General features: G+C 74.0%; 17 protein-coding genes and 2 pseudogenes. 9 read left to right on the forward strand and 10 right to left on the reverse strand.

Annotated elements, in window-relative coordinates; all coding sequences use genetic code 11:
* Window positions 1–81: 81 nt before the first annotated feature.
* Window positions 82–1,566 (reverse strand): sugar transferase, encoded by a 1,485-nt coding sequence (locus tag ACZ518_RS30615; protein ID WP_469116270.1) that lies wholly within the window; start codon window positions 1,564–1,566, stop codon window positions 82–84.
* A 915-nt stretch (window positions 1,567–2,481) separates the two neighbouring features.
* Here ACZ518_RS30615 and ACZ518_RS30620 point away from each other — a divergent pair.
* From ACZ518_RS30620 to ACZ518_RS30630, 3 genes are all read left to right on the forward strand, one after another.
* Window positions 2,482–3,525 carry an NAD-dependent epimerase/dehydratase family protein gene (locus ACZ518_RS30620; protein WP_469116271.1) on the forward strand — a complete coding sequence of 348 codons (1,044 nt, stop codon included), beginning with the start codon at window positions 2,482–2,484 and terminating at the stop codon, window positions 3,523–3,525.
* A complete protein-coding gene (locus tag ACZ518_RS30625; RefSeq protein WP_469116272.1) occupies window positions 3,519–4,826 on the forward strand; it encodes a DegT/DnrJ/EryC1/StrS family aminotransferase in 1,308 nt (435 codons plus the stop codon). The genes ACZ518_RS30620 and ACZ518_RS30625 overlap by 7 nt, the downstream gene beginning before the upstream one ends.
* Window positions 4,827–4,949: 123 nt before the next feature.
* The gene (locus tag ACZ518_RS30630) at window positions 4,950–6,074 is read left to right on the forward strand and encodes an MFS transporter (protein ID WP_469116273.1); all 1,125 of its coding nucleotides are present in this window, start codon (window positions 4,950–4,952) and stop codon (window positions 6,072–6,074) included.
* A gap of 139 nt (window positions 6,075–6,213) precedes the next feature.
* Here the strand turns inward: ACZ518_RS30630 and ACZ518_RS30635 are convergent, their stop codons facing one another.
* The 3 genes and pseudogenes from ACZ518_RS30635 to ACZ518_RS30645 all read right to left on the reverse strand — a co-directional run.
* Window positions 6,214–7,044, reverse strand: a complete 831-nt coding sequence (locus tag ACZ518_RS30635; protein ID WP_469116274.1) for a CbtA family protein — start codon at window positions 7,042–7,044, stop codon at window positions 6,214–6,216.
* 13 nt (window positions 7,045–7,057) lie between these two features.
* Window positions 7,058–7,285: a CbtB domain-containing protein gene (locus ACZ518_RS30640; RefSeq protein WP_469116275.1), complete on the reverse strand. Its 228-nt coding sequence runs from the start codon at window positions 7,283–7,285 to the stop codon at window positions 7,058–7,060.
* Between the two features lie 271 nt (window positions 7,286–7,556).
* A pseudogene (locus ACZ518_RS30645) lies at window positions 7,557–8,074 on the reverse strand (ImmA/IrrE family metallo-endopeptidase); the annotation flags it as partial.
* Here ACZ518_RS30645 and ACZ518_RS30650 point away from each other — a divergent pair.
* Window positions 8,072–8,269: pseudogene (locus ACZ518_RS30650) on the forward strand (isocitrate lyase); the annotation flags it as partial. The pseudogenes ACZ518_RS30645 and ACZ518_RS30650 overlap by 3 nt on opposite strands.
* Before the next feature lie 109 nt (window positions 8,270–8,378).
* Here the strand turns inward: ACZ518_RS30650 and ACZ518_RS30655 are convergent.
* Entirely contained in the window at window positions 8,379–8,603 is a 225-nt protein-coding gene (locus ACZ518_RS30655; protein ID WP_469116276.1) for a hypothetical protein, read from the reverse strand.
* A 380-nt stretch (window positions 8,604–8,983) separates the two neighbouring features.
* On the opposite strand from ACZ518_RS30655, the gene ACZ518_RS30660 reads away from it, so the two are divergent.
* From ACZ518_RS30660 to ACZ518_RS30670, 3 genes are all read left to right on the forward strand, one after another.
* Complete coding sequence (locus ACZ518_RS30660) at window positions 8,984–10,216, forward strand: FAD-dependent oxidoreductase (RefSeq protein WP_469116277.1); 1,233 nt, start codon at window positions 8,984–8,986, stop codon at window positions 10,214–10,216.
* Window positions 10,217–10,429: 213 nt separating this feature from the next.
* The gene (locus ACZ518_RS30665) at window positions 10,430–11,965 is read left to right on the forward strand and encodes a lipase family protein (RefSeq protein WP_469116278.1); all 1,536 of its coding nucleotides are present in this window, start codon (window positions 10,430–10,432) and stop codon (window positions 11,963–11,965) included.
* Between the two features lie 35 nt (window positions 11,966–12,000).
* Window positions 12,001–13,428 (forward strand): proline dehydrogenase family protein, encoded by a 1,428-nt coding sequence (locus ACZ518_RS30670; protein ID WP_469116279.1) that lies wholly within the window; start codon window positions 12,001–12,003, stop codon window positions 13,426–13,428.
* 5 nt (window positions 13,429–13,433) lie between these two features.
* Here ACZ518_RS30670 and ACZ518_RS30675 read toward each other — a convergent pair whose 3' ends face one another.
* The gene (locus tag ACZ518_RS30675) at window positions 13,434–14,216 is read right to left on the reverse strand and encodes a lysophospholipid acyltransferase family protein (RefSeq protein WP_469116280.1); all 783 of its coding nucleotides are present in this window, start codon (window positions 14,214–14,216) and stop codon (window positions 13,434–13,436) included.
* Between the two features lie 220 nt (window positions 14,217–14,436).
* Here ACZ518_RS30675 and ACZ518_RS30680 point away from each other — a divergent pair, with 220 nt between their 5' ends.
* Entirely contained in the window at window positions 14,437–15,516 is a 1,080-nt protein-coding gene (locus ACZ518_RS30680) for a LacI family DNA-binding transcriptional regulator (RefSeq protein WP_469116281.1), read from the forward strand.
* On the opposite strand, the gene ACZ518_RS30685 is transcribed toward ACZ518_RS30680, so the two are convergent.
* The 4 genes from ACZ518_RS30685 to ACZ518_RS30700 form a co-directional block, all read right to left on the reverse strand.
* The gene (locus ACZ518_RS30685; protein WP_469116282.1) at window positions 15,500–16,210 is read right to left on the reverse strand and encodes a sulfite exporter TauE/SafE family protein; all 711 of its coding nucleotides are present in this window, start codon (window positions 16,208–16,210) and stop codon (window positions 15,500–15,502) included. The genes ACZ518_RS30680 and ACZ518_RS30685 overlap by 17 nt on opposite strands.
* Window positions 16,207–17,664, reverse strand: coding sequence for an amidohydrolase family protein (locus tag ACZ518_RS30690; protein WP_469116283.1), 1,458 nt, complete (start codon window positions 17,662–17,664; stop codon window positions 16,207–16,209). Before ACZ518_RS30690 ends, ACZ518_RS30685 begins: the two co-directional genes overlap by 4 nt.
* A gap of 19 nt (window positions 17,665–17,683) precedes the next feature.
* The gene (locus ACZ518_RS30695) at window positions 17,684–19,066 is read right to left on the reverse strand and encodes a uracil-xanthine permease family protein (RefSeq protein ID WP_469116284.1); all 1,383 of its coding nucleotides are present in this window, start codon (window positions 19,064–19,066) and stop codon (window positions 17,684–17,686) included.
* Between the two features lie 270 nt (window positions 19,067–19,336).
* Window positions 19,337–20,764: an amidohydrolase family protein gene (locus ACZ518_RS30700; RefSeq protein ID WP_469116285.1), complete on the reverse strand. Its 1,428-nt coding sequence runs from the start codon at window positions 20,762–20,764 to the stop codon at window positions 19,337–19,339.
* A gap of 295 nt (window positions 20,765–21,059) precedes the next feature.
* On the opposite strand from ACZ518_RS30700, the gene ACZ518_RS30705 reads away from it, so the two are divergent.
* Window positions 21,060–21,326 carry a hypothetical protein gene (locus tag ACZ518_RS30705; protein WP_469116286.1) on the forward strand — a complete coding sequence of 89 codons (267 nt, stop codon included), beginning with the start codon at window positions 21,060–21,062 and terminating at the stop codon, window positions 21,324–21,326.
* Window positions 21,327–21,524 lie beyond the last annotated feature (198 nt).

A 21,524-nucleotide genomic window follows, 5' to 3' on the forward strand; every position in this document is an offset into this window, starting at 1 on the left:
TCCTCCCCCCATGCAGGCCCCCACGGCCTGCGGTCCGCGCGTCTGCCCGACGACGGTTCCCACGCATCAACAGGGCGCGCATCAATAGGCCCCCTGCCCGTAGAGCACCGCACGCAGCGTCTTCCACAAGATCACCGTGTCCAGGGCGAGCGACCAGTCCTCCACGTACCGCAGGTCCAGCCGGACCGCCTCCTCCCACGACAGGTCACTGCGTCCGCTGATCTGCCACAGACCCGTGAGTCCGGGCTTGACCAGCAGCCGCCGCCGGATGTCCGGACCGTACGCGGCGGACTCCTCCGGCAGCGGGGGCCGCGGACCGACGAGCGACATCGACCCCGTCAACACGTTGAAGAGCTGCGGGAGTTCGTCGATCGAGTACCGGCGCAGCACCGCTCCCACCCGGGTCACCCGCGGGTCCCGGCGGAGCTTGAACAGCAGGCCGGCGCCCTCGTTGCGGTCGGCCAGCTCGGCACGTACCCGGTCGGCATCGGCGACCATGGTGCGGAACTTGAGAATGGTGAACTCGCGTCCGTCCTTGCCGACCCTGCGCTGCCGGTACACCGCCCCGCCCCGGCTGTCCGCGAGCACCAGCAGCCCGACGAACACCATCAGGGGCGCGAACAGCAGCAGGAGGACCGCCGCGCCCACCCGGTCGACGACCTCTTTGACCGCCCGGCGGCCGCCGGTGAAGATCGGCATGCTGACCCGCAGGAGCGGGATCCCCAGCACCGCGTCCACGTGCAGCCGCGGTCCGGCCACTTCCATGAGTACCGGGGCCACGACCATCTCGGCCTCGCTGCCCTCCAGGTTCCAGGCCAGCCGCTGGAGCCGGTCCGGAGACCAGTGCGGGTCCGGAGTGACCGCGACGACACGGTAGCCGTCGCGGCGTACGTGGTTGGCCACGTCGGTCAGCGGGCCGACGACCGGTACGCCGTCCACCTGGTCACCGTCTCCGTCGAGCCCGAGACCGTCCGTCGTGCACACCGCGTCCACCCGCCAGCCGAGGTGCGGGAACTTGCGGGTCCGGGTGATCAGGTCGTGCACGGTGGCCGGGCTCCCGGCGGCGAGCACCGGCCGCAGGCACTGCCCTTCCTTCCGCTGTTTGTGCAGCCAGAGGCGCAGCAGATACCGCGTGGTCATGGTGACGAGCGCGATCGCCGGGATCGCGACGAAGATCCAGAGTTTGATGTTGCGCGAGGCGAGGGCGATCCCGCCGAGCGCCAGTAGGACGGTCGCGGTGAACAGTGAGCGGCCGAGCCGGCGGAATTCCTCGGCGCCCTGGCCGAGAACCGCCGGAGTCCATGACCGGTTGACTGCCAGTGCGGCCAATACCAGAAGTTCGGTGCCGAATGCGAGAATTCCCCATTTCTCGTGCCAGTTGGCCGCGTCCCGAGCCCCGAAGAAGTTGCCGATGGCCCCCACCACGAGGGCGGTGGCCACGGTATCGCTGGTGATCACGGTACGCCGGTACCGCTGCTCCCAGTCACTCGCGGGCCGACTGATCGCCCCGTTCGCCAGACGCCCGCGCGCAGACGGGAACGGGCTGACTAATCCCCCTTGCCGCACAGAACCCCCCAGGTCCCCAGTGGTACGACGTGTTCGCCAATCACTGTGCTCCGCCGGGAGGCCCCCGCCTCCCGGCCGCGCTGTTCCTTCCCGGGATCCCCCCCGGCCGTCTGGAACCGCTTGGACAACCCACCCCGGCGGCAGCGGACCGCGTGCCCCGCCAGACTTTCCACGTGCGCGAGAACCCGCCGGAACCCCGGGTGCTCCCCCGCACCCAAGGCCTTTTCCCGGGCCCCGAGAATTGATCATCCCCCACGCCGCGTACGGGGGAACGTGATTGCCGGCTTTCCGTAGCGCCCGACCTGTAGATCATTTACTGGTTGCTCGTGTACGAACAGCTGAAGCACGGTCAATCTAGACCATCGCGGGCCGGTATGAAGAGCAGATGTGTGAAATTCGTGTTCAAGCCTTCAGAAGGGTTCCACCGATCGGTGGGCGCCCGGGCCCGCCCCGCCGTGGAGCACCTCCTGTCACCCCAGGTCAACCCCGCCGAACCGGCCATACGTGGTCTGCCGTGCGGTGGTGCGCCCCTTGCTTCCGGTTCGGGCGGAGGCCTTCCCTACGCCTTCGGCGGGCGCGGAAACGGACCAGCTCCGCCTGCTCGCCGCCGCGCGGCCGGGCGGGAGGCGGTCTCGGCCAGTCTCCCGGGCACCCCTTGCGCCGACGGGGAGGAGGCGTGGTGCACTGGCTGGGCCGGCGACGATCAGGTGCGTGAGCGGCACCGCGGGTCCGGGCCGGAGCCGAACGGCACCCGGGTCCGGCGCACACCGGGTGCACGGCGGCAGGCGTGCGCGTTCCACGTGACTCCCGTCCGTGCCCACGTCCGTGCCCGTCCGTTTCAGCCGTTCCCCCCGTCCCGGATCCCGCCGGATCACGCCGGATCACGCCGGCCACCGGACCTCGAATGGAGTGATCGTGCACCCCCGCCTCGACACACCCGACACACCCGACACACCCGAAACGCGCTACGAGGAAGTGGCCGTCACCGGCGGAGCCGGTTTCGTCGGCCGGCACCTCGTCACGGCCCTCGGCCCGCACTCCCGGAAGATCACCGTCGTCGACCACGCCCCCCTTCCCCCCGGCCTCGCGGAGCTGCCCGGCGTCTCCCACGTCCGCGCCGACCTGCGCGACTACGGCGAGACCCTGCTGGCGCTGCGGAGCGCGGACGCGGTGTTCCACCTGGCCGGCAACGCCAGCGGCACCGAGTCGGTGGCCAATCCCCGCCACGACTTCCACCTCAACGCCCTCGCGACCTGCAACGTCGGCAACGCCTGCCTGGAGCTGGGGGTGCGCCGCCTCGTCTACCTCTCCTCCGCCATCGTCTACGGCACCCCGCGCCGCAGCCCGATCCGCGAGGACCACCCCGCACAGCCCTTCCTCCCGTACGGAGCCTCGAAGCTCTCCGGCGAGCTGACCCTGCGCAGTCTGCACGCCACCGCCGGACTGCCCGTCGTCATCGGCCGGTCCTTCGTGGTCTACGGCCCGGGCGAAGACCCCCGCCGGGCGGGAGGAGAGGTCTCGCAGTTCCTGCGCTGGCACCTCAACGAGCAGCCCATCCCGGTGGTCGGCGACATCGACCGCAAGCGCCGCGACTTCATCCACGTCGCGGACCTCTGCCGGGCACTGATCACCCTGGCCGGCAGCGGCACCGACGGCGAGACCTACAACCTCGGCACCGGCACCGCCGTCTCGATGCGCGAGCTCGCCGACGCGGTGGGTACGGCGACCGGCCGCCCGGCGCTGCTGGACCCCGACCCCTCCAGCCTGGCCGACAGCTTCACGCTCCTCGCCGACACCACCCGGCTCGAAGGGCTGGGCTTCGCCCCGCGGGTCACCCTGGCCGAGGGCCTCGCCCACCTCGCCGGTCTGCTCGGGCGGTTCCCCGAACTCCCCTCGGCCAGGGCGGTGTTCCGCCGCGAGACCCCGGTGCGCGGGAGCCTGGAGGCCAGGACGTGCTAGCCGTCGACGGTGGTGCACCGCTGCTCTCCGGGCAAGAGGCGGCTCCCTGGCCGCTCGTCACCGACGCCGACCGCAAGGCCGTGCTCGACGCGCTGGACGAAGCCACCCCCTGGCACTGGCCCATGCGCACGGTCAGTGAACTGGAGCACGCCTGGGCCGAGTTCACCGGCATGCCCTACGTCCTCGCCGCCAACTCCGGTACTGCGGCACTGCACATGGCGATCGCCGCCGCGGGCGTCGAACCGGGCGACGAGGTGCTCGTGCCCGCCGACACCTTCCTCGCCTCGGCCTCCTGCGTGCTCCAGGCGAACGCGATCCCGGTGTTCGTGGACACCGACCCCGAGACCTTCAACATCGACCCGGCCCGGATCGAGGAACGGATCACCGACCGCACCCGCGCCGTCGTCGCCGTGGACCTCAACGGCCTGCCCGCGGACTACGACGCCCTGCGGACGGTCGCGGACCGGCACGGCCTCGTCCTCATCGAGGACGCCTCCCAGGCGCACGGCGCCGCCTACCGCGGCCGCCCCGTCGGGTCCCTCGGCACCCTGAGCGGCGCCAGCCTCAACGGGTCCAAGACGCTCTCCGCCCTCGGAGAGGGCGGCCTGTTCGCGACCCGCGACGAGGAACAGCACCGGCTGGCCCGGCGGGTGCTGATGTTCGGCGAGGAACTCCCGGGCCAGAGCCGCGACTACAACGCCCGCATCATGGGCTGGAACTACCGCATAGACGTCCTCGCGGCCGCGTTCGCCCGCTCCCAGCTCACCCGCCTGCCACAGATGTCCCTCGTCCGGCAGGCCAACGGGGCGGCCCTCACCCGGGCCCTCGCCGAGGTACCCGGCATCCGCACGCCGGCCGTGCCCGAGGACCGCACGCACGTGTACTTCTTCTACCCACTGCTGGTCACGCCCGAGGAACTCGGCCTGGACGGCCTGCCCGTCGCCGCCTTCCGCGACGCGCTCGCCCGGGCGGTGAACGCCGAAGGCCTGCACATCACGCGCTGGCAGCCCCAGCCCGTCCCCGGGCAGACCCTGTTCCGGGAACTGCGCGGTTACGGCCGCGGATGCCCCTGGAGCTGCGGGCACGCCCGCCCCGGTCACCACTACGATCCGGCGCAGTACCCCGTCAGCGAGGACGTCTGCCTGCGCCGCCTGGTGCTCGGACAGAGCCTCAGCTCCCTCGGCCCGCCCAACGACGTCACCACGATGCACCGCTACGCCGAAGTCCTGTACAAGGTCCTTGTCGAGGAACGGGACGGGCTGGTCGCCCTGACCCGGCGGATGGCCGGCTCGGCGCACTGACAGGCCGGGGGCACGCCCCGGACACGAACGACAAGGGGACGGACGCAGATGCGCAACGAGCCCGATACCGCGGGCGGACGCGCGGCACCGCCCGCGCCTGACCGCGGCCGGAGCCCCCGGACGATGCGGCTGGCAGTCTGCGCGGTCTTCTTCGTCACCGGGGCGGCCTTCGCCACCTGGGCGGCCCGGGTACCCGGCGTCCAGAGCCGGCTGGACCTGTCCGCCGGGGAACTGGCCGTGGCCCTCGTCGGCCTGAGCGGGGGCGCCTTCGCCGGGCTCCCGCTGGTGGGCGGCCTGGTGGCCAGGTACGGCAGCCGCAGGGTCCTGTGCACCGGCATGGCCGCCTACCTGGGCGCACTCGCGAGCCTGCCCCTCGTCCCGAACCTCGCCGTACTGACGGCCGCCCTGGCCGTCTTCGCGTGCGGCAACACGGCCGTCGACGTCGCGATGAACACCCAGGGCGTCCTGGTCGAACGCGCCTACGGCCGCCCCGTCCTCGGGGGCTTCCACGCCATGTTCAGCCTCGGCGGCATCGCCGGCGCCACGGCGGGCGGCCTCGCGGCCTCCGCCGGAGTCGGCATCCGGACCCACTTCACGGTGACGGCCCTCGTCCTGCTGGTGGTGGCGGGCACGGCCGCCACGGCCCTCGCCCCCGAACCACCGCCGGCCGCGGACCACGCCAGGACCGGCCCCCTGCTGGCCCTCCCCGGACCGGGCCTGTGGATCCCCGGACTCGTGGCGTTCTGCGCCCTGATGGGGGAGGGGGTCGTCAACGACTGGGGCGCCGTGTACCTGAAGGAGGAGACCGGAGCCTCGGCCGGCGGCGCGGGCCTGGGGTACGCCGTCTTCTCCGCGGGCATGGTCATCGGCCGCCTCACCGCCGACCGGCTGCGCGCCCGCCTCGGAACGGCCCGCTTCACGTTCCTGTGCGCCGTCGTGGCGGGCACCGGCGCCCTGATCCCGATCCTCGACGCCACGACCACGGCGGGCTTCATCGGCTACACCCTGCTGGGCCTGGGCATGGCCGCGGTCATCCCCCTCGTCTTCGCCCACGCGGCGGCCCTGCGCCCCGGGCACACCGGCTCCTCCATCGCCGCCGTCTCGGCCGTGGGCTACGTCGGCTTCCTCGCGGGCCCCCCTGTCATCGGCGCCCTGGCGGAGGCGACCAGCCTGCGGTGGGCGATGCTGGTCCTGCCGGCGCTGATGGCGGCGATGGCGGCCCTGGCCCCCCGCCTGCGCGGCCCCTGACACCGCGTCGACCTGGTGGCCGCCGCCCGTGAGGTCCGCGCCGCCCTCGCCGGCGACCGCGGATGACCCCTACGCACAGAGCCCTGCCGCCCCGGAGGTCCGGGGCGGCAGGGCTCTGAAGGTGAGCGCGGTGCGTGGATCAGCCGAGGGCGGAGGCCGGCTGGGGCACGGCCGCCTCCGCACCGGCGGCATCGGTGCGCTGGGCGAGCAGCCGCTGGGCGAGGACTCCGAAGACGATCCCGAACACGGCCCACAGCACGAGCTGGACGGACACCGAGGCGACCCGGAACTCCCACAGCAGGGCGGCGGGGAACTCGGGCTTGACGGCGTCGGTGTTGTCCGGGAGCACCAGGAAGGCCAGCCCCGTGGCGACGACGAAGCCCGCCCCGGCCGCCAGCGTCGCGTTCCAGTTGCCCAGGCGCGGTGCCAGGCGCCGTCCCAGGACGATCGCGCCGACGCCCAGCAGCACGCTGAGCAGGATCATCAGGAAGAACAGCGTGGTGCGCTGGCCGATGGTGTCCGGGTTCCCGACGGCCGGCGGGGTCGCCGGGTACTTGAGGAACGGCACCAGGTAGACCAGCGCGAACGCGCCCCCGGCGGTGAGGGCGGCCGTGGCGCGGGCACTGAACCCGCCCACGCGGCCCAGGGCGAAGGAGAACGCGAGGGAGGCGATGCCGCCCAGCGCGACCCCGTAGACCAGCACGCCGGTGGCGAGGCCGACGGTGGACTGCACGGGCCGGCTGACGAGTTCTTCCTCCTCCTCCGCCGCGGCGGGGGCGTCGCCGCCGCCGTGACCGGCGTGGCCGGCCGCGGGCACGGCTTCCTTGGCGGCCGCCGCCTCTTCGACGGCGATGGAGCCCCGCACCGGCGGCTCACCGACCGCGTAGGCGACGGCGAAGGCGAACAGACCGGCGATCAGGCCCGCGAGCATGCCGCGGACCAGGAGACCTCTGACAGTGGAGGCGTACATGGTGCGCCGCCTCTCAGTGGCAGGGGAAACCGAGCAGGTGACGGCCGTCGTGCACCCACTCGTGGACGCCCTCGCCGGAGAACACGGCGGTGGCGCCCTGCTCCGCGCCGACGAAGTACAGGGCCACGAGCATCAGCAGGCCGACGAAGAGAGCCCAGGGCAGCACCGCGCGCACGGGCAGCGGCGCGGACGGCGAGAGGACGGGGGCGGGTACGGCAGCGGAAGCGAGAGCCTCGGCCATGGGGGAACCTCCTGGGGGATCAACGCGTCCCATGTGGTGGTGCGGTACGACGGTCCTCGGGTCTGACTCGCCACGCCGCCACCCCGGGGAGGGGAGCCGTCGCAGCACACAGTGGCGCGACCATGCCGGATTCACACCGGACTTCCGTCTCGCCGTCGTCGCTATGTCTTTATGTCGCCGTGACGCTACAACCCCACGGGCCTTTCGACCAAGCGGATGAGTCGCTGATCACACAGGACGTCCGGGCCGCGAGACGGCGCGCCGCGCCGGCTCAGGTCCGCTCGGGGGCGACCGGGTAGGGGACGAAGCTGCTGCTGTTCTCGTCGACGGTGAGGGCGCGGCCGAGGGGCGGTACCGCCCGCTGGGGGCAGTCGAGGCGTTCGCAGAGGCGGCAGGCCCATGCCGATGGGGGTGTCGGCGGAGGCGTTGGCGAGGTCCGGCCCGCGGCCGCTGGAGCGCGCTGAGGCGGTGGCAGACGGTCTCGTGGCCGAGGCCGAAGTGGCCGGTGAGCCGCTCCATGTCGTACCGGTACTCCTCGGCGGCCGCGTGGAAGGCACCGTACGGCAGGACCAGCGCGGCGGCGAAGTAGTTGGCGATGCCGATCCGGGCGAGGCCGTGTGCGGGGGAGCCGTGCTCGAAGTCCTCGGCGGCCAGCCGGTCCAGTTCCTCCCCGTGCTCCAGCAGGGCGAGCTGGGTGGCCATCCGGAACGCCTGCTGGCCGGGCCGGAGCCGGCCGGACAGGTGCAGGACCCGGGCCCGCCGGTCGAAGTGGTGCAGCCGGTCGGTGGCGGCCGGCGGCGAGGCATGACCGCCTACGTCGACCTCCAGGAGCGCGACTTCGCCGCACAGCGGCACGGCTTCACCGCCGTCAAGCACCAACGCGAGGTCGGCACCGGCTACTTCGAGCTGGTCTCCACCGCCGTGAACCCGGCCTCCTCCACCACCGCGCTCACCGGCTCCACGGAGGAGGAGCAGTTCCACTAGGCCGTGCTGTCCGGCCGGACCGGCGCCGCCCGCGCGGGCGGTCAGTGGGCAGGGGACTGTGCGGACCGTCGGCTCGGCGGTCCGCACAGTCCCGCGGACGGGTCAGCCGTCAGCAGTCGTCGTCGTACCCTCCGCCCCAGTCGTCATCGTCGTCGTACCAGCCGTGGCCGTAGTCGTCGTCGTCCCAACCGCCGCCACCGTGGCTGACGGAGGCGACCGAGTAGGTGGGCACCGCCGCCGAGGCCGTACCCGCTGCTCCGATGGCGGCGCCGCCCGCCATCAGGACTCCGATCGCGGACGCCGCGAAGAGCCGCTTCACTCTCAGTGCTCGCATGGTTCAAAACCCTTCTCGAAACTGCGCCGCCCATACGGCGCGAAGTGCGTGCGACCTCCTTCCGCCCACAGCACGGAGTTCTGCCTTTGCCAGTGAAGGTGTGGAGGGCGTGTCCGCCGTCAACGCGGCTGTTCGAGCCGCGGACCATGGGGCTGGATCGCGCTTTCCCCGGGCCGTGTGAATCACCGCGGGCGAAAGGCCCGTACCCGCGATGGCGGCCGTCTCCTGTCCATGCTAGTCACCTACGTGTGGATCGTCACCTCGGGATCCGGGGACGCGGCGCGCGTCACCGACCACGCCGCTGCCGTGCGGTATACGTCTCCTCGGGCCCGCCGGAATTCCCGCTACGGGTGAAGGGGTGTGCCGCTGTGGCTGCTGCTGTGGAACGCACGACGTGCTGTGTGGTGGGGGGTGGCCCGGCCGGCATGGTGCTGGGGCTGCTGCTGGCCCGGGCCGGGGTCGAGGTGACGGTGCTGGAGAAGCACGGGGACTTCCTGCGCGACTTCCGCGGCGACACCGTGCACCCGACGACCCTCTCGCTCCTGGACGACATCGGCCTCGCCGAACGCTTCGCCCGGCTGCCGCAGCGCCGGGTGTCCTCGGTCCAGCTGCCCCTCGGGCCGGACCGGTCCCTGGTCACCGTCGGGAACATCGCGGCACTGCCCGGGAAGTACAACTACATCGCGATGGTGCCCCAGTGGGACCTCCTCGACCTGCTCGCCGACGAAGCCCGCAAGGAACCCTCCTTCCGGCTGCGCATGGACACCGGGGCGACCTCCTTCCTCATGGAACGCGGAAGGGTCGCGGGCGTCCGCTACCGGACCGCCGACGGCCGCACCGGCGAACTGCGGGCCACACTGACCGTGGCCTGCGACGGCCGCGGCTCGCTGGCCCGGGCCCTGCCGGAACTCGGCCTGGAGGGCTTCCCCTGCCCCATGGACGCCTGGTGGTTCCGCCTGCCTCGCCACGAGGACGACCCCAGCGGGCTCGTCGGCGGCCTGGGCGACCGGTTCTTCACCGCCCTCATCGACCGCGGCGACTACTGGCAGTGCGCGGCGCTCATCCCCAAGGGCACGGACACCGAACGCCGCGCCGAGGGGCTGGAGCGCTTCATGACCCGCTTCACGGGCGCCGTGCCGTGGCTGGCCGACCGGGCCGGCGCCGTCACCTCCTGGGACGAGGTCAAGCTGCTCGACGTACGGCTCGACCGGCTGCGCCGCTGGCACCGCCCGGGGCTGCTCTGCATCGGCGACGCCGCCCACGCCATGTCGCCCGTCTTCGGCATCGGCATCAACCTGGCCGTCCAGGACGCGGTGGCCGCGGCCCGCCACCTGGTGCGGCCGCTCCGCGCGGGAACCGTGGGGCTGCACGACGTCCGGCGCGTCCAACTGCGCCGCTGGCCCACCACGGTGATGACCCAGGGCCTGCAACGACTGGCCCACGCCCAGGTCATCGAACCCCTGCTGGCGGGCGGGACCGCCTTCGGCGACCCGCGCCGCGCGAAGCGCATGACGGAACTGGTCACGGAGTCGCGCTGGCTGAACCGCGTCCCGGCCTACTTCATCGGCTACGGCGCCCTGCGCGAACGGCCCCCGCGGGAATCCCTGCGCTGACCTCCCGGTCAACCACGGGCCCGCGGCGTCATCCCCCCGGACCGAACGGGCCGCGGGCGGTGCCGCGGGTGCCCGGATCCCAGTGCCGGCGGGGCGTGCGACGGAGGCCGGCTCCGGCACGTGCGCCGACGCGCGCCCCAGGTGCGCCGGAGGCGCCCGCGCCGGGTGCCACCATGCGTCGCGAACAGCGGTCATGCGACGAGAGGCTGGCACGTGACGTCACAGGCAGCGACCGGGAACCCTGCCCGGCGGCTCTCCGACGGGCACCGGAAGGACACCACTCCCGGCACCGGCATCCCCGGCACCGGCATCCCCGGCACCGGCATCCCCGGCACCGGCATCCCCGGCACCGCGCACCCGGGCCCCCCGGCCGCGGGGCCCGCCGCACCGGATCCGGCCGAGGTCCGTACCGACACCGAACTCCTCATCTCCGCCTCCGTGCTGCTCGGCGAAGCCGCGCTCGCCGCCAGGCAGGCCGGAGCCGACCTCACCGCGGCGCTGACCGGGAGCCGCTCCTGCCTGCGGGCCCTGCGCCGCCCCGCCTGGGCCCTCGGCACGGCACTGTCCTGCGTACGCGCCCTCACCAGCCCGGCGGGTCTCGGCTTCGGCGCCAACGGCGGCATCATCGGCGAACTCGCCCGCAGCGCGGGCAACGTGACCCGCCGGCGGCCGGCGGCGGTCGCCATGGCGGTGGACGCCTTCGCCCTGCGCATCGAGGCGGCCACCCTGGCCCACCCCAACCTGGACTCCGCCCACGCCCGCCGCCTCACCGGCGCCGTCGTCGCCGGGGACCGGCTCGAAGCCGTCCGCGCCCTGTCCGCCCTCGTGGAACGGCTCGGCCTCACCCGCGCCCTGACCACCGTCAGCCCCGTGGTCATGGAACTCCTCGCGCTGACCGGACTGCTGGACGAGAACCCCGCCAACGACGGCTTCTCCTGGGTGACCCTCGCCGGCGGGGTCCCCGCCACCGACCCGTTCCTCGGCCTGCCCAGCTCCCTGCTCGAGTACCTCGACCCCGGACCCGGCCGCGCCGAGCGCGCCGAACCCGATCCGATCCTCGCCAAGGTCCTCGGCACCTCCCGCAACGACATCGTCAGCTACGTCAACGACATCGGAGCCCTCGGCAACCACGGACTGGTCCTGCTGCGCCGCGTCGCCTGCGCGGACGGGGCCGTACGGCACGTGCTGCTGCTCCCCGGCACCAGCTTCGGCGGGCTCCGCAACAGCACCCCGCAGGACCTGGTCGGTGCCTTCGACGGCCTCCTGCGCACCGACACCACCTACACCCGGGCGGCGAGGAAGCTCCTGCTGCGGGCCGGTGTGCCGGCGGGATCGGAGCTGATGCTGGTCGGCCACAGCCTGGGCGGCCTGACCGCGATGAACCTGGCCGCCGACGTGGACGTCGCCTCCGAGTACCGGATCACCCACGTCATCGCGCTCGGCTCCCCGATCGACAGCAAGCGGCCCGCCGACCACACCACCCGGGTCATCAGCCTGGTGAACGAGCACGACGTCATCCCGGCGCTCGACGGCCGCGGCCCGGCCTCCCCGAACGACACCCCGGACGGCTGGCTGGAACTGGCCTGGCTCGACGAGTCGTACGACTACCCGCTCTCGCACGCCCCGCAGGCCTACTCGGACAGCCTGCGCGGCGAGCAAGCCCACTACCGAGGTCAGGTGAACGCGCTGATCCGGTGCTACGACGGCGAGATCACCGCCAACCAGCCGTACATGCTGCGCGACAAGTGACCCACCCCACGCCACCCGAGGGAGACCGACCCCCGATGACCACCCCCGCCTCCGCCGGGCCGCTGGAGAACGCGGTGTTCGGCGCGGCCATGCTCGCCCACCGCCTGCCCTGGGCGGACGCCCCCGCCCGCGCCCTGGGCCTGGACTCGCTGACCCGCGAGGGCGCGGCCCGAGGGGTCCTGGCACACCTGCGCCGCAGCCGCTCCGGACGCCCAGTCCGGCTCCGCACCCCGTTCGGGACGTTCCTCGTCCCCCTCGGGCCGGCCGACACCGCAGCACTCCTCGCCGAAGGCACCGCGGCGGACGCGCTCGACCCCGCGGTCCGGCTCGACGCGGCCGGACGGCGCCACGGCCTGCACCCCCACGTCCCGCTCCCGCCGGACGCCGTCCCGTCCGCCGCCGCGCTCGCCGGACCGCTGGCCGCGGAACTGGACAGGGTGGCCGCCGCCCGCCGGGACGACCACACCCTGCCCTGGGAGGCCTGGCGGCCCGGCCTGCTGCGCGCCGCCCGCCGGGTGGTGGCCGGCGCGGCCGCCGCCGACGACACCCTGCTCAGCGAGGTGCTGGCGCGGACGGCCGGAGCCGCCGGAAGCCGCGCGTACCCAAGCCGCGCGGCCGCCCTGAACCGCAGGATCGCCCCCTACCTGGCCGACCCGGACCCCGGCTCCGTGGCCGCCGGCCTGGTCCGCGGCCCGGCGGCCGGGCCCGGCGTACCCGCCGCCCGCACGGAGGCCGCGCCGCCCGCCGGCCAGGGCCACCCGGGGGAGGCCCTGGCCCACACCCTGGCCGTGGTCTCGGAGGCCGCCGTCACGACCGCGCTCCAGGCGCTCGCCCTCACGGCCGCCGGCGTACCGGGTGCCGACGGCAGCCCGGCCGGGGCCGTGGCGCTCGCCCTCGGCCACTACCCGCCGGTCGAGGCCGCCGTCCACCCGGTGCGGGCCCGCTTCGTGTGGGAGGGACTGGCCGTCGAGTCCGGGACCGAGATCCTCGCCGCTCCCGGCTGGCTCCGGGACACCGGGCACACCGTGGACACCGGGGGGCCCTCACCGCTGTGCGGCTCCGCCACCCGGTGCACGGCCTCCGCCTTCGCGGTCCAGGTCGCCGAGGAGGTCGTCCGGCACTTCACCGGCGCCGCCCGGCCGGCCCTGCTGTCCCCGGCCCTCACCCCGGACCGCATCCCGTTCACCCTCGCCCCGCACACCCTGCTGCTCGCCCTCCCCGCCGACGGCGCCGTCCCGCCGGCCGCGCCGGCCGCCGCCCCCGAGGCGTACGCGGTGCTCGCCCGCGCCGGCGCCGAACGCCTCGACCGGTACGCGCGCGGCCTCGCCGCCTGCGCCGCCGAGACGGGCTGGAACGGCGACGAGACCGGCGAACGCTTCCGGACCCGGCTGCTGGAGCACGCGGAGCGGTGCGGCCGCGCGGCCTCCGACGTCCGCGCGGCCGCCCGCCGCCTCGGCGGCTGAGGCGGCTACCGCAGGAGGGCGTCCCGCCGTTCGCGCTCCCGCTCGACCATGTCCTGCACTGTGTCCCGCACCTCGGAACACAGCCGCCGGGCGGCCTCCGAGCGGGCGCCGAAGCCCCGGGGCCGTTCGGGCGGCGCGATCGGCTCACCGATGGTGATCAGCCACTTCACGGGCAGCGGGAAGGGCGAGGTCAGCGGGAAGTAGGGCACGCGCAGCAGCTTCGCCAGCGCGGGCACCTCCCCGAGCCTCGGGGAGGACTCCTCCGCCCCGATGACGCTGACCGGCACGATCGGCGCCCCGGTGTGCAGGGCCGCCACCGCGAAGCCCGGGTTGAACGGCTGGAGCCGGTAGCGCTCCCGGAACGGTTTCTCCAACCCGGAAACCCCCTCCGGGAACACGGCGATCAGCTCACCGGCGCCCAGGCGCTGCATCGCCGCCCTCGGGTCGATGGGCACGGCACCCTTCTTCGCGGCGTACGGACCCAGTACCGGAAGACCGAAGACGAACGGGGCGGCGAGCACGTGCAAGGACCGCCGCAGCGACCGGACCAAGGCCTTCTGCAGGACGAACGCGTCCAGCCCCCAGGCGCCGGAGTGGTTGGAGACCAGCACCGCCGGCCCGTCGGCGGGAATGTTCTCCAGCCCCAGGACGTCCAGCCGGAACCATTCGTCCATCAGCCATTCGAGCAGCCTCTCCCAGGCGTTCTCCCCGGCGTCCGCCAGCAGCTTCCGCAGGAAGCGGAGCTCGCCCCCGGCGACCTCGATGACATCGGCCAAGCTCTCGGACACGAACGACCCCTCTTCCCGCACCGTCTGCGCTGGCAAGTGGCCCTTCCGATAAGGGCTTTCACCGTCAACGGGCGAGGCGGCCGTTTGATCACGAAGACCGCCCGGATCCGGCAATCGACTCTTCGTTCGCCCCTTCCCCCGCTACCGGGGCTGGAGGACGCCGGGCGGGTCGGCGAAGATGGCTTCGTCCCGGCCGATCGAATGAGGAGCGCCCGCGCAGATGTCCAGTCCCGGTTCCGGCACCGGTGCCGCTCCCGCCGGCGGCACCCGCGGACGGCGGCCGACGATCGCCGACGTCGCACGGGCCGCGTCGGTGTCCCCGACGACCGTGTCCCACGCCCTGAACGGGCTGGGCAAGGTCGACCCGCGGACCCGTGAGCGCATCAAGCGGACCGCCGCCGAGCTCGGATACCGGCCCAACCTGCGCGCGCAGCGGCTCCGTCAGGGACAGGCCAAGGCCATCGCGCTCGCCTCCTCGATGCCCTTCTCGGTGGCCGCCGGCCCCTCCCGGCTCGGCTTCTACATGGAGATCGCCGCCGCCGCGGCCGAACGCGCCATGACGCACGGCTACGCGCTGGTCCTGGTCCCGCCCGTGCGGTCCGGATCGGCGCTGCACTCCCTCGACATCGACGGCGCGATCGTGGTCGAGCCCGGTGAGGACGACCCGGCCGTGGCGCAGCTGCGCGAGCGGGGCCTGCCGTACGTGGCGCTCGGCCGCGAGGTGGCCCCGCCCGCGGACGCCCCGTACGTCGACCTGCGCGGCGGCCAGGTCGCCGAACTGCTGCTGGAGCACCTGCGCGAGCAGGGCGCCCGCCGTCCGGCGCTCCTCATCGGCGCGGGCACCCGCCACTCCTCCGTCGACGCCCGCGCCGCGTACGAACGCGCCGCGGCCGCCGGGGGCTGGCCGCCCGTGATCGCCACCGCCCCGGAGGAGGGCGGCGAGCAGGCCGGCTACGACCGCTGCGCCGCCCTGCTGGCCGAACACCCGGAGACCGACGCCGTCTGCGCCCTCGTGGACGTCTTCGCGGTGGGCGCCGTCCGCGCCATCCGGGACAGCGGCCGGCGCGTCCCCGAGGACGTGCTGGTGGCCACCCGGTACGACGGCCCGCGCGCCCGGACCTGCGAACCCCCGCTCACGGCCGTCGACCTCCAGCTGGACCGGGCGGCCACCGACGCCGTGGAACTGCTCCTGGCGCGCCTGCGCGGTACGGACGCCGCCGTCGCGGGACCGCCCCCGACGGCGCCGGCGCCCCGCCTCATCGCGCGGGCCTCGTCCCTGCGCGTCACGGCGCGAGGATGAGCACCACACCGGAGACGAGCGCGAAGGCCAGGACCAGGGGGCGCATCCGCGCGGCGTCGATCCGGTGGTGCGCCAGCCGGCTCAGCCACGCCCCCACGGCCAGGGCGGGCAACAGCAGCACGGCCCAGCCCAGTTGCGCCGGGGTGCCCCGCCCGGTCAGCAGGAGCAGGGCGAGCGAGACCACCTCGCCGATCAGGAAGCACAGGGCGACGGTGGCCCGCAGCTCCGCCGGCGGACGGTGCTGGTAGACCAGGGCCAGGGGCGGCCCGCCCACCCCGGTCGCGGTCTCGGTGAGGCCCGTGACGACCCCCGCCCCCAGGTAGGCGGCCCGGCCGGGCACGAAGGCCGGGGCCGCCAGGCTCACCGCCGCCGCCAGTACGGTGGCCACGCCGACGACCACGCCGAGCCGCTGCTCGGGCACGGCCCAGAGCAGGGCGAGCCCGCCGGGGGTCGCCGCGAGCCGGGCCGCGGTGATCCAGCCCGCGCCCCGCAGGTCCAGTGACCGCCGCTCGCGCCAGGCCACGTACACGTTCAGCGGGATCATCGACGCGAGGACGAACACCGGGAGCAGGGAGGGGTCGAGCAGACCGGCCACCGGTGCGACGACCAGCGCGAACCCGAGGCCGCTGGTGCCCTGGACGAACGCGGCGGCCGCCACCACCAGGGCGAGGACCGCCACTGCCTGGGCGCTCACCTCGAGGCGTTCCCGGCCCGGGCCTGCGTGGAGGTGGGGTGCACGCGTGTCACCCCGGCCCGCCCGACCACCTCCGCGGCCAGCTCGGCCGCCCGCTCGACGAGCGCGGAGTCGTCCCAGCCGACGGCCCGGCCCCGCCACATCCGCATCCTGCCGGCCACGAACACCGCGGTGATCTGGTCGCGGTTCCCGCGCCGGACGAGTTCCCAGGGCAGGTCCCAGGACGCCCGCATCTCCGGCCCGGTCACGTCGACGAGCAGGAAGTCGGCGGCCGCCCCGGCGGCGATCCGGCCGGTGAGCGCTCCGAGGCCGACGGCGTCGGCGCCGCCAGGTCCGCCGCGGTCCAGCCAGGACCAGCCGGCGCCGCAGGAGGAGTCTCCGGTGGCCAGGCCGCAGGTGAGGCGCTGGGCGAACTCGGCCGCCTCGGCGAGGCGGAACGCGTCGCCGCGGGTGCCGTCCGTGCCCAGGCCGAAGCGGATCCCGCGTTCGGCCATGGTGGTGGCCGGCGCCACGGCGTTGCCCTTCCAGGCGCTGGCGACGGGGTTGTAGCTCACCGCGGTGCCCGTGTCGGCGAGCAGGGTCAGCTCGGCGGGCGTGACCAGCGTGGCGTGCGCGGCCAGCAACTGGGGTCCCAGCGCGCCGACTTCGCGCAGGTACTCCAGCGGTCGCAGCCCGTGCCGGACGAGGGAGCGTTCCACGGAGGCGAGGTGTTCGTTGACGTGGATCTGGACGACGGCGCCCGCCTCGGCGGCGAGCCGGCCGGTGTCCCGCAGGGTCTTCGCCGTGGCGGCTTCCGGGACGGAGACCGCCAGCGACGGGTGCACCAGCTCCGCGCCGGCGTACCGGGCGAGGTGCTTCTCGGCGGCGGCCAGGGGGGCGGTGCCGTCCGCGCGTACGGCGCCGTCGGCGTCGTTGCAGACGAGCCCCAGCACGCAGCGGATGCCGGCCCCGGCGGTGGCGCTCGCCACGGCGTCGACGTCCACCGGGGCCCGGGTGCCGGCGTCGGCGACGGTGGTGAACCCGCCCCGCAGGGATTCCAGCGCCGCCAGTTTCGCGGCGACGTACGCGGACTCCTCGTCCAGGGCGCCCTCCAGGGGGACCCACACACGGCTGAAGATCTCGGAGGGCTCGCCGAAGGCCAGCGCCGATCCGAAGCTCTGCGTCAGGTGGTGGTGCGCGTCCACGAACCCCGGCATCAGTACGTGCCCGGGCAGCCGGACGGGCGTCAGGCCGGGGTGTTCACGCTCCAGCCGGGCGGCCGGCCCGACGGCGAGGAAGACGCCGTCGGCGACGACGGCCGCGTACCGCTCCATCGGTCCCTCGGGTGTCATCATGACCGCGGGGGCGATCAGTTGTACGTCGGCGGCCAGTTCCTGCCGGGGGGCCGGCGGGCCGTCCGAGGCCCGGGCGTACGGGTCGGTGCCGGTGGTGTCATGGCTCATGGGGTCGGTCATCTCGTCCTTCGCGTACGGGTCACGCATGGGGCAGGGGGCGGGGGCCGCCCGCGTCGACGGGGGAGTGGGCGGGCCGTGCGGCGCGTCCGGCGGACAGCCGGGGCCTCAGGTGGTGGAAGAGGACGTTGAGGAAGGCGGCGGTGAACGCGCCCACGGCGACGCCGCTTTCGAGCAGGATCCGCGCACCGGACGGCAGGCCCGCGTAGACGCCGGGGACGAGGATCGGCAGCAGGCCGAGGGCGAGGGCGACGGCGCAGACGAACGCGTTGGAATGCCGGTCGAGTCCGGCCTTGCCGAGCATCTGGACGCCGAGCACGGTGACGACCGCGAAGACCACCATGGCGGTTCCCCCGACGACGGCGGACGGGATGGCGCTGATGGCGCGGATGACCGGGGCGAGGAAGCCGATGGCGACGAGCACCACGCCGGCGGCCGCGGTGACGAACCGGCTGCGCACGCCGGTGACCCGGACGATGCCGATGTTCTCGCCGCTGGTCACCATCAACGGCAGCCCGAGGAAGCCGGCGAGGAGCGAGACGAGGGCGTCACCGCGGATGGTCCTGGGCACGTGCGTGCGCTTGTCGATCTCCTTGCCGACGGTCTCGGCGTTGATGACGGTCTGCCCGGTGGCCTCGGCCATGGAGGCCAGGCCGTACAGCATCAGGGGCAGCGCGGCGACGAGGTGGAACTCGGGCGTGCCGAACGGCATGAGCTGCGGGGCGCTCAGGACCCCGCCGTCGGTGATCCCGCCGAAGTCGAGCCGTCCGAGGGCGAAGGCCAGCACGCTGCCGGCGATCAGGCCCAGCATCACCGCGAGTTGCCGCAGTACGCCGCTGAACAGCCAGTAGAGGGCGACGGTGAAGCCGATCGTCGCCAGTCCGAGTGCCAGGTCGGCGGGGTCGGCGAAGCCGGGCTGTCCGGGACGTCCGGTGACGAGCAGCGCGCCGACCTTCACCAGGTTGACCCCGACGATGACGATCATCGTGCCGATGACCAGGGTGGGGAAGAACCTCAGCAGGCGGGAGAAGACCGGCAGCACGACGAAGTAGAAGGCCGCGCTGATGATCACCGCTCCGGTGGCGGTGCGTACGCCGTGCTCCTCGGCTATGGCCAGGAAGAGGATCAGCGGGGCTCCGCCGGGCAGCATGACGAACGGCAGCCGGGGCCCGAACTTCCAGGGGCCCAGCGACTGGATCAGCGAACCGATTCCGGAGAGCACGAAGGCCGCCGAGAGCAGGTTCACGGTGAGTCCGGGATCGAGGTGGAGGGTCGCGCTCATCAGGAAGATCGCCGAGACGGGGGTGGCCGCCATGACGAGGACGTGCTGGACACCGAACAGGAGGATCCGGCTCAGTGGGCGGGACTGGTCCACGGGGTGGGGGAGAGTGCTGGGACTGGACACGTTCGAGCTCCGTTCGGCTCGCTCCGGCGTTGGCCGCGATCCGGCTCCGAGGGGGAGCCAAATCGATGTGGCCAAATCGATTTGGCCGCCAGTATGTGAGGGCCGTGAAAACCCGTCAAGGGTTGCGGACGAACCGATTCCATCGGTCTCGGGGCGGACAACGTCCCGGCATCCCCGCCCACTTGAGGGCCGCCGGGGATGCCGGGACGACTGCCGGGGGCGGGGGTGCCCGGCCGGGGTGCCGGGGTGCCGGGGGCGTCCGCCCGCCTGTCAGGCCGTGCGCAGGCGGGTGGCGGCCGCCTCGGCCTCCCGTACGACGCGCTGCGTGTCGACGTCGACCAGTCGGCCGCCGAGCTTCAGCGCGCGCCCGTCCACGAACACGGCGTCGACGTTCTCGGGCCGCCCGTTGAAGACGATCTGCCCGACCCAGTCGAAGCGCGGGGCGAAGTTCAGCGCGGCCGGGTCGACGACCAGGACGTCGGCCCGTTTGCCCGGGGTCAGGGAGCCGACCCGGTCCGAGACGCCGAGGACCTCGGCGCCGCCCAGCGTGGCCATCCGCAGCACGTCGGGCACCTGCGGGAAGACGTCGGCCCGCGTGGCACGGACGCGTTGCAGGCCGACGGCCGCCTTCATCAGCGCGTGGAAGTCCGAACTGTCGTTGGTCCCGCCGTCCAGGCCGAGTCCGACCTTGACGCCCCGGCTCGCCAGGTCGGACAGACGCATGATGCCGGAGGCCAGCCGCATGTTGCTGAGCGGACAGTGTGCCGCGCGGACGTCGTGCTCGGCGACGGCGGCGATCTCCGCGTCCGTCAGGTGGACCGCGTGGTTGATCATCAGTCGCGGCCCCATCGCGCCGATGTCGGTGAGGACCCCGACGGGGTCGTCGGCGCGCTGCTCGGGCCGTTCCAGGACATGGGAGTTGAGCATGACCCCCAGCTCCTGGGCGGCCTCCCAGTGGGCGCGGTTGTGGGACTCGACGGCCCGCGCCGCGTGCGTGGCGACCTGGAAGGAACCGAGCGGCACCGGGTCGACGAGCTCCCTCTTCACCTTCGTGAGCAGCACCGCGTCCGGCGCCGGCGGGTACATGGCGTACGTGAACCGCAGACCGGTGCCCGCGAGGGCGCGTACGTAGCTCTCGATCAGGTCGTACGAGAAGATGTCCACCCAGTCCACCAGCGTCGTCACGCCCGACTGGACGGCGTCCAGGGCGGCGAGCCGCACGATGCTGTGGAGGGCAGCCGGCGTCAGGCGGCCGCGCTGGGGGTCGGTACACCCCCGGAACCAGCCGAATAAGTCCCGGTCGGTGCACCCGCCCCGGATCGCCGCCTGCCAGAGGTGGTTGTGGGTGTCGACGAACCCGGGCATCACCAGCTTCCCCGGGGTCTCCACCACCCAGGTGCCGGCCGGTGTCCGCAGAGCCGGGCCGACGGCGGCGATCGCGCCGTCCCGCATCAGCACGTCGGCGTTCTCGACGGCGCCGAGGGGGCCGCTGCCGAGGGCGGGGTCCATGGTGAGCACCAGCGCGGCCCCGCGCAGCAGGACCGTCCGGCCGCCCTGGACGGACGGACGGGAGGGCTGGTCGCGGTGTGCGCGGCGGGGTGCGGCGCCGAGGACGAGCGGGGCGGCGGCGGCCAGGCCGAGGCCGGCGAGGAGATCGCGGCGGCTGGGGGCCGAGGGCTTCGTGGGGGCTGACTGCATGGCGTGGTGCCTCCCGAGGTCTCAGAACGGAAGGCCCGCCAGGGCGGGACGCTGGGACGGAACGCCGGGCCGGGGCGGGAGATTACCCGCAGCATTCCCAGCGAACGGCCATTCGATAGGTGCCGGTGGAAAACTTTTTCCGCTGCGCGCCCTCCGGTGAGGCCCCCGGCCCCCGACACCGGACCCCCGACGCCGGACCCCGACGCAGCCCCCCTGACGCCGCCCCCGACACCGGAGACCGGCCCCCCGGCCGCGCCTCTGACCCTGGGGCGGGACCGGTCACTAGCCTGACCCCATGACTCCCGCCGCCCGCCCCGCCCCCGACCGGTACACCGTCGTCCTCCGCCCCGGCCCGCCCGGCGCCCAGGACGCCAAGGGCCACGACGCGGTCCTGCGCACCGCCCGGGTCGAGGCCACCGGCGCCACCGGCGTCTCCGGCTACCCCCGCTACGAGGGCGACGGGGTCCAGGCCGAGATCGACCCCGAGAGCCGGGCCGTCGAGGCCGTCACCGTGGACGGCGAGGAACTCCCGTACGGCTGGATCGCCCAACTGGCCGACTGACCCCTCCGACTGACCCGTCCGGCGGACGCCGGGAAGGGCCGGCGCGGGTCCGTACACGGCGGCTTGACCGATGGACCTGCGGCCACGTAGCTTCTGCCGGACCGGCTCGTGAGTGGACGCAAGGAGGCGAAATCGGATGTCGACCATCTCCGCACTGCTTCGCCTCGCTCACCAGGTCGCCTGGGCCCCGGGCCGTGT

The organism is Streptomyces sp. NPDC033966, from assembly GCF_055575955.1.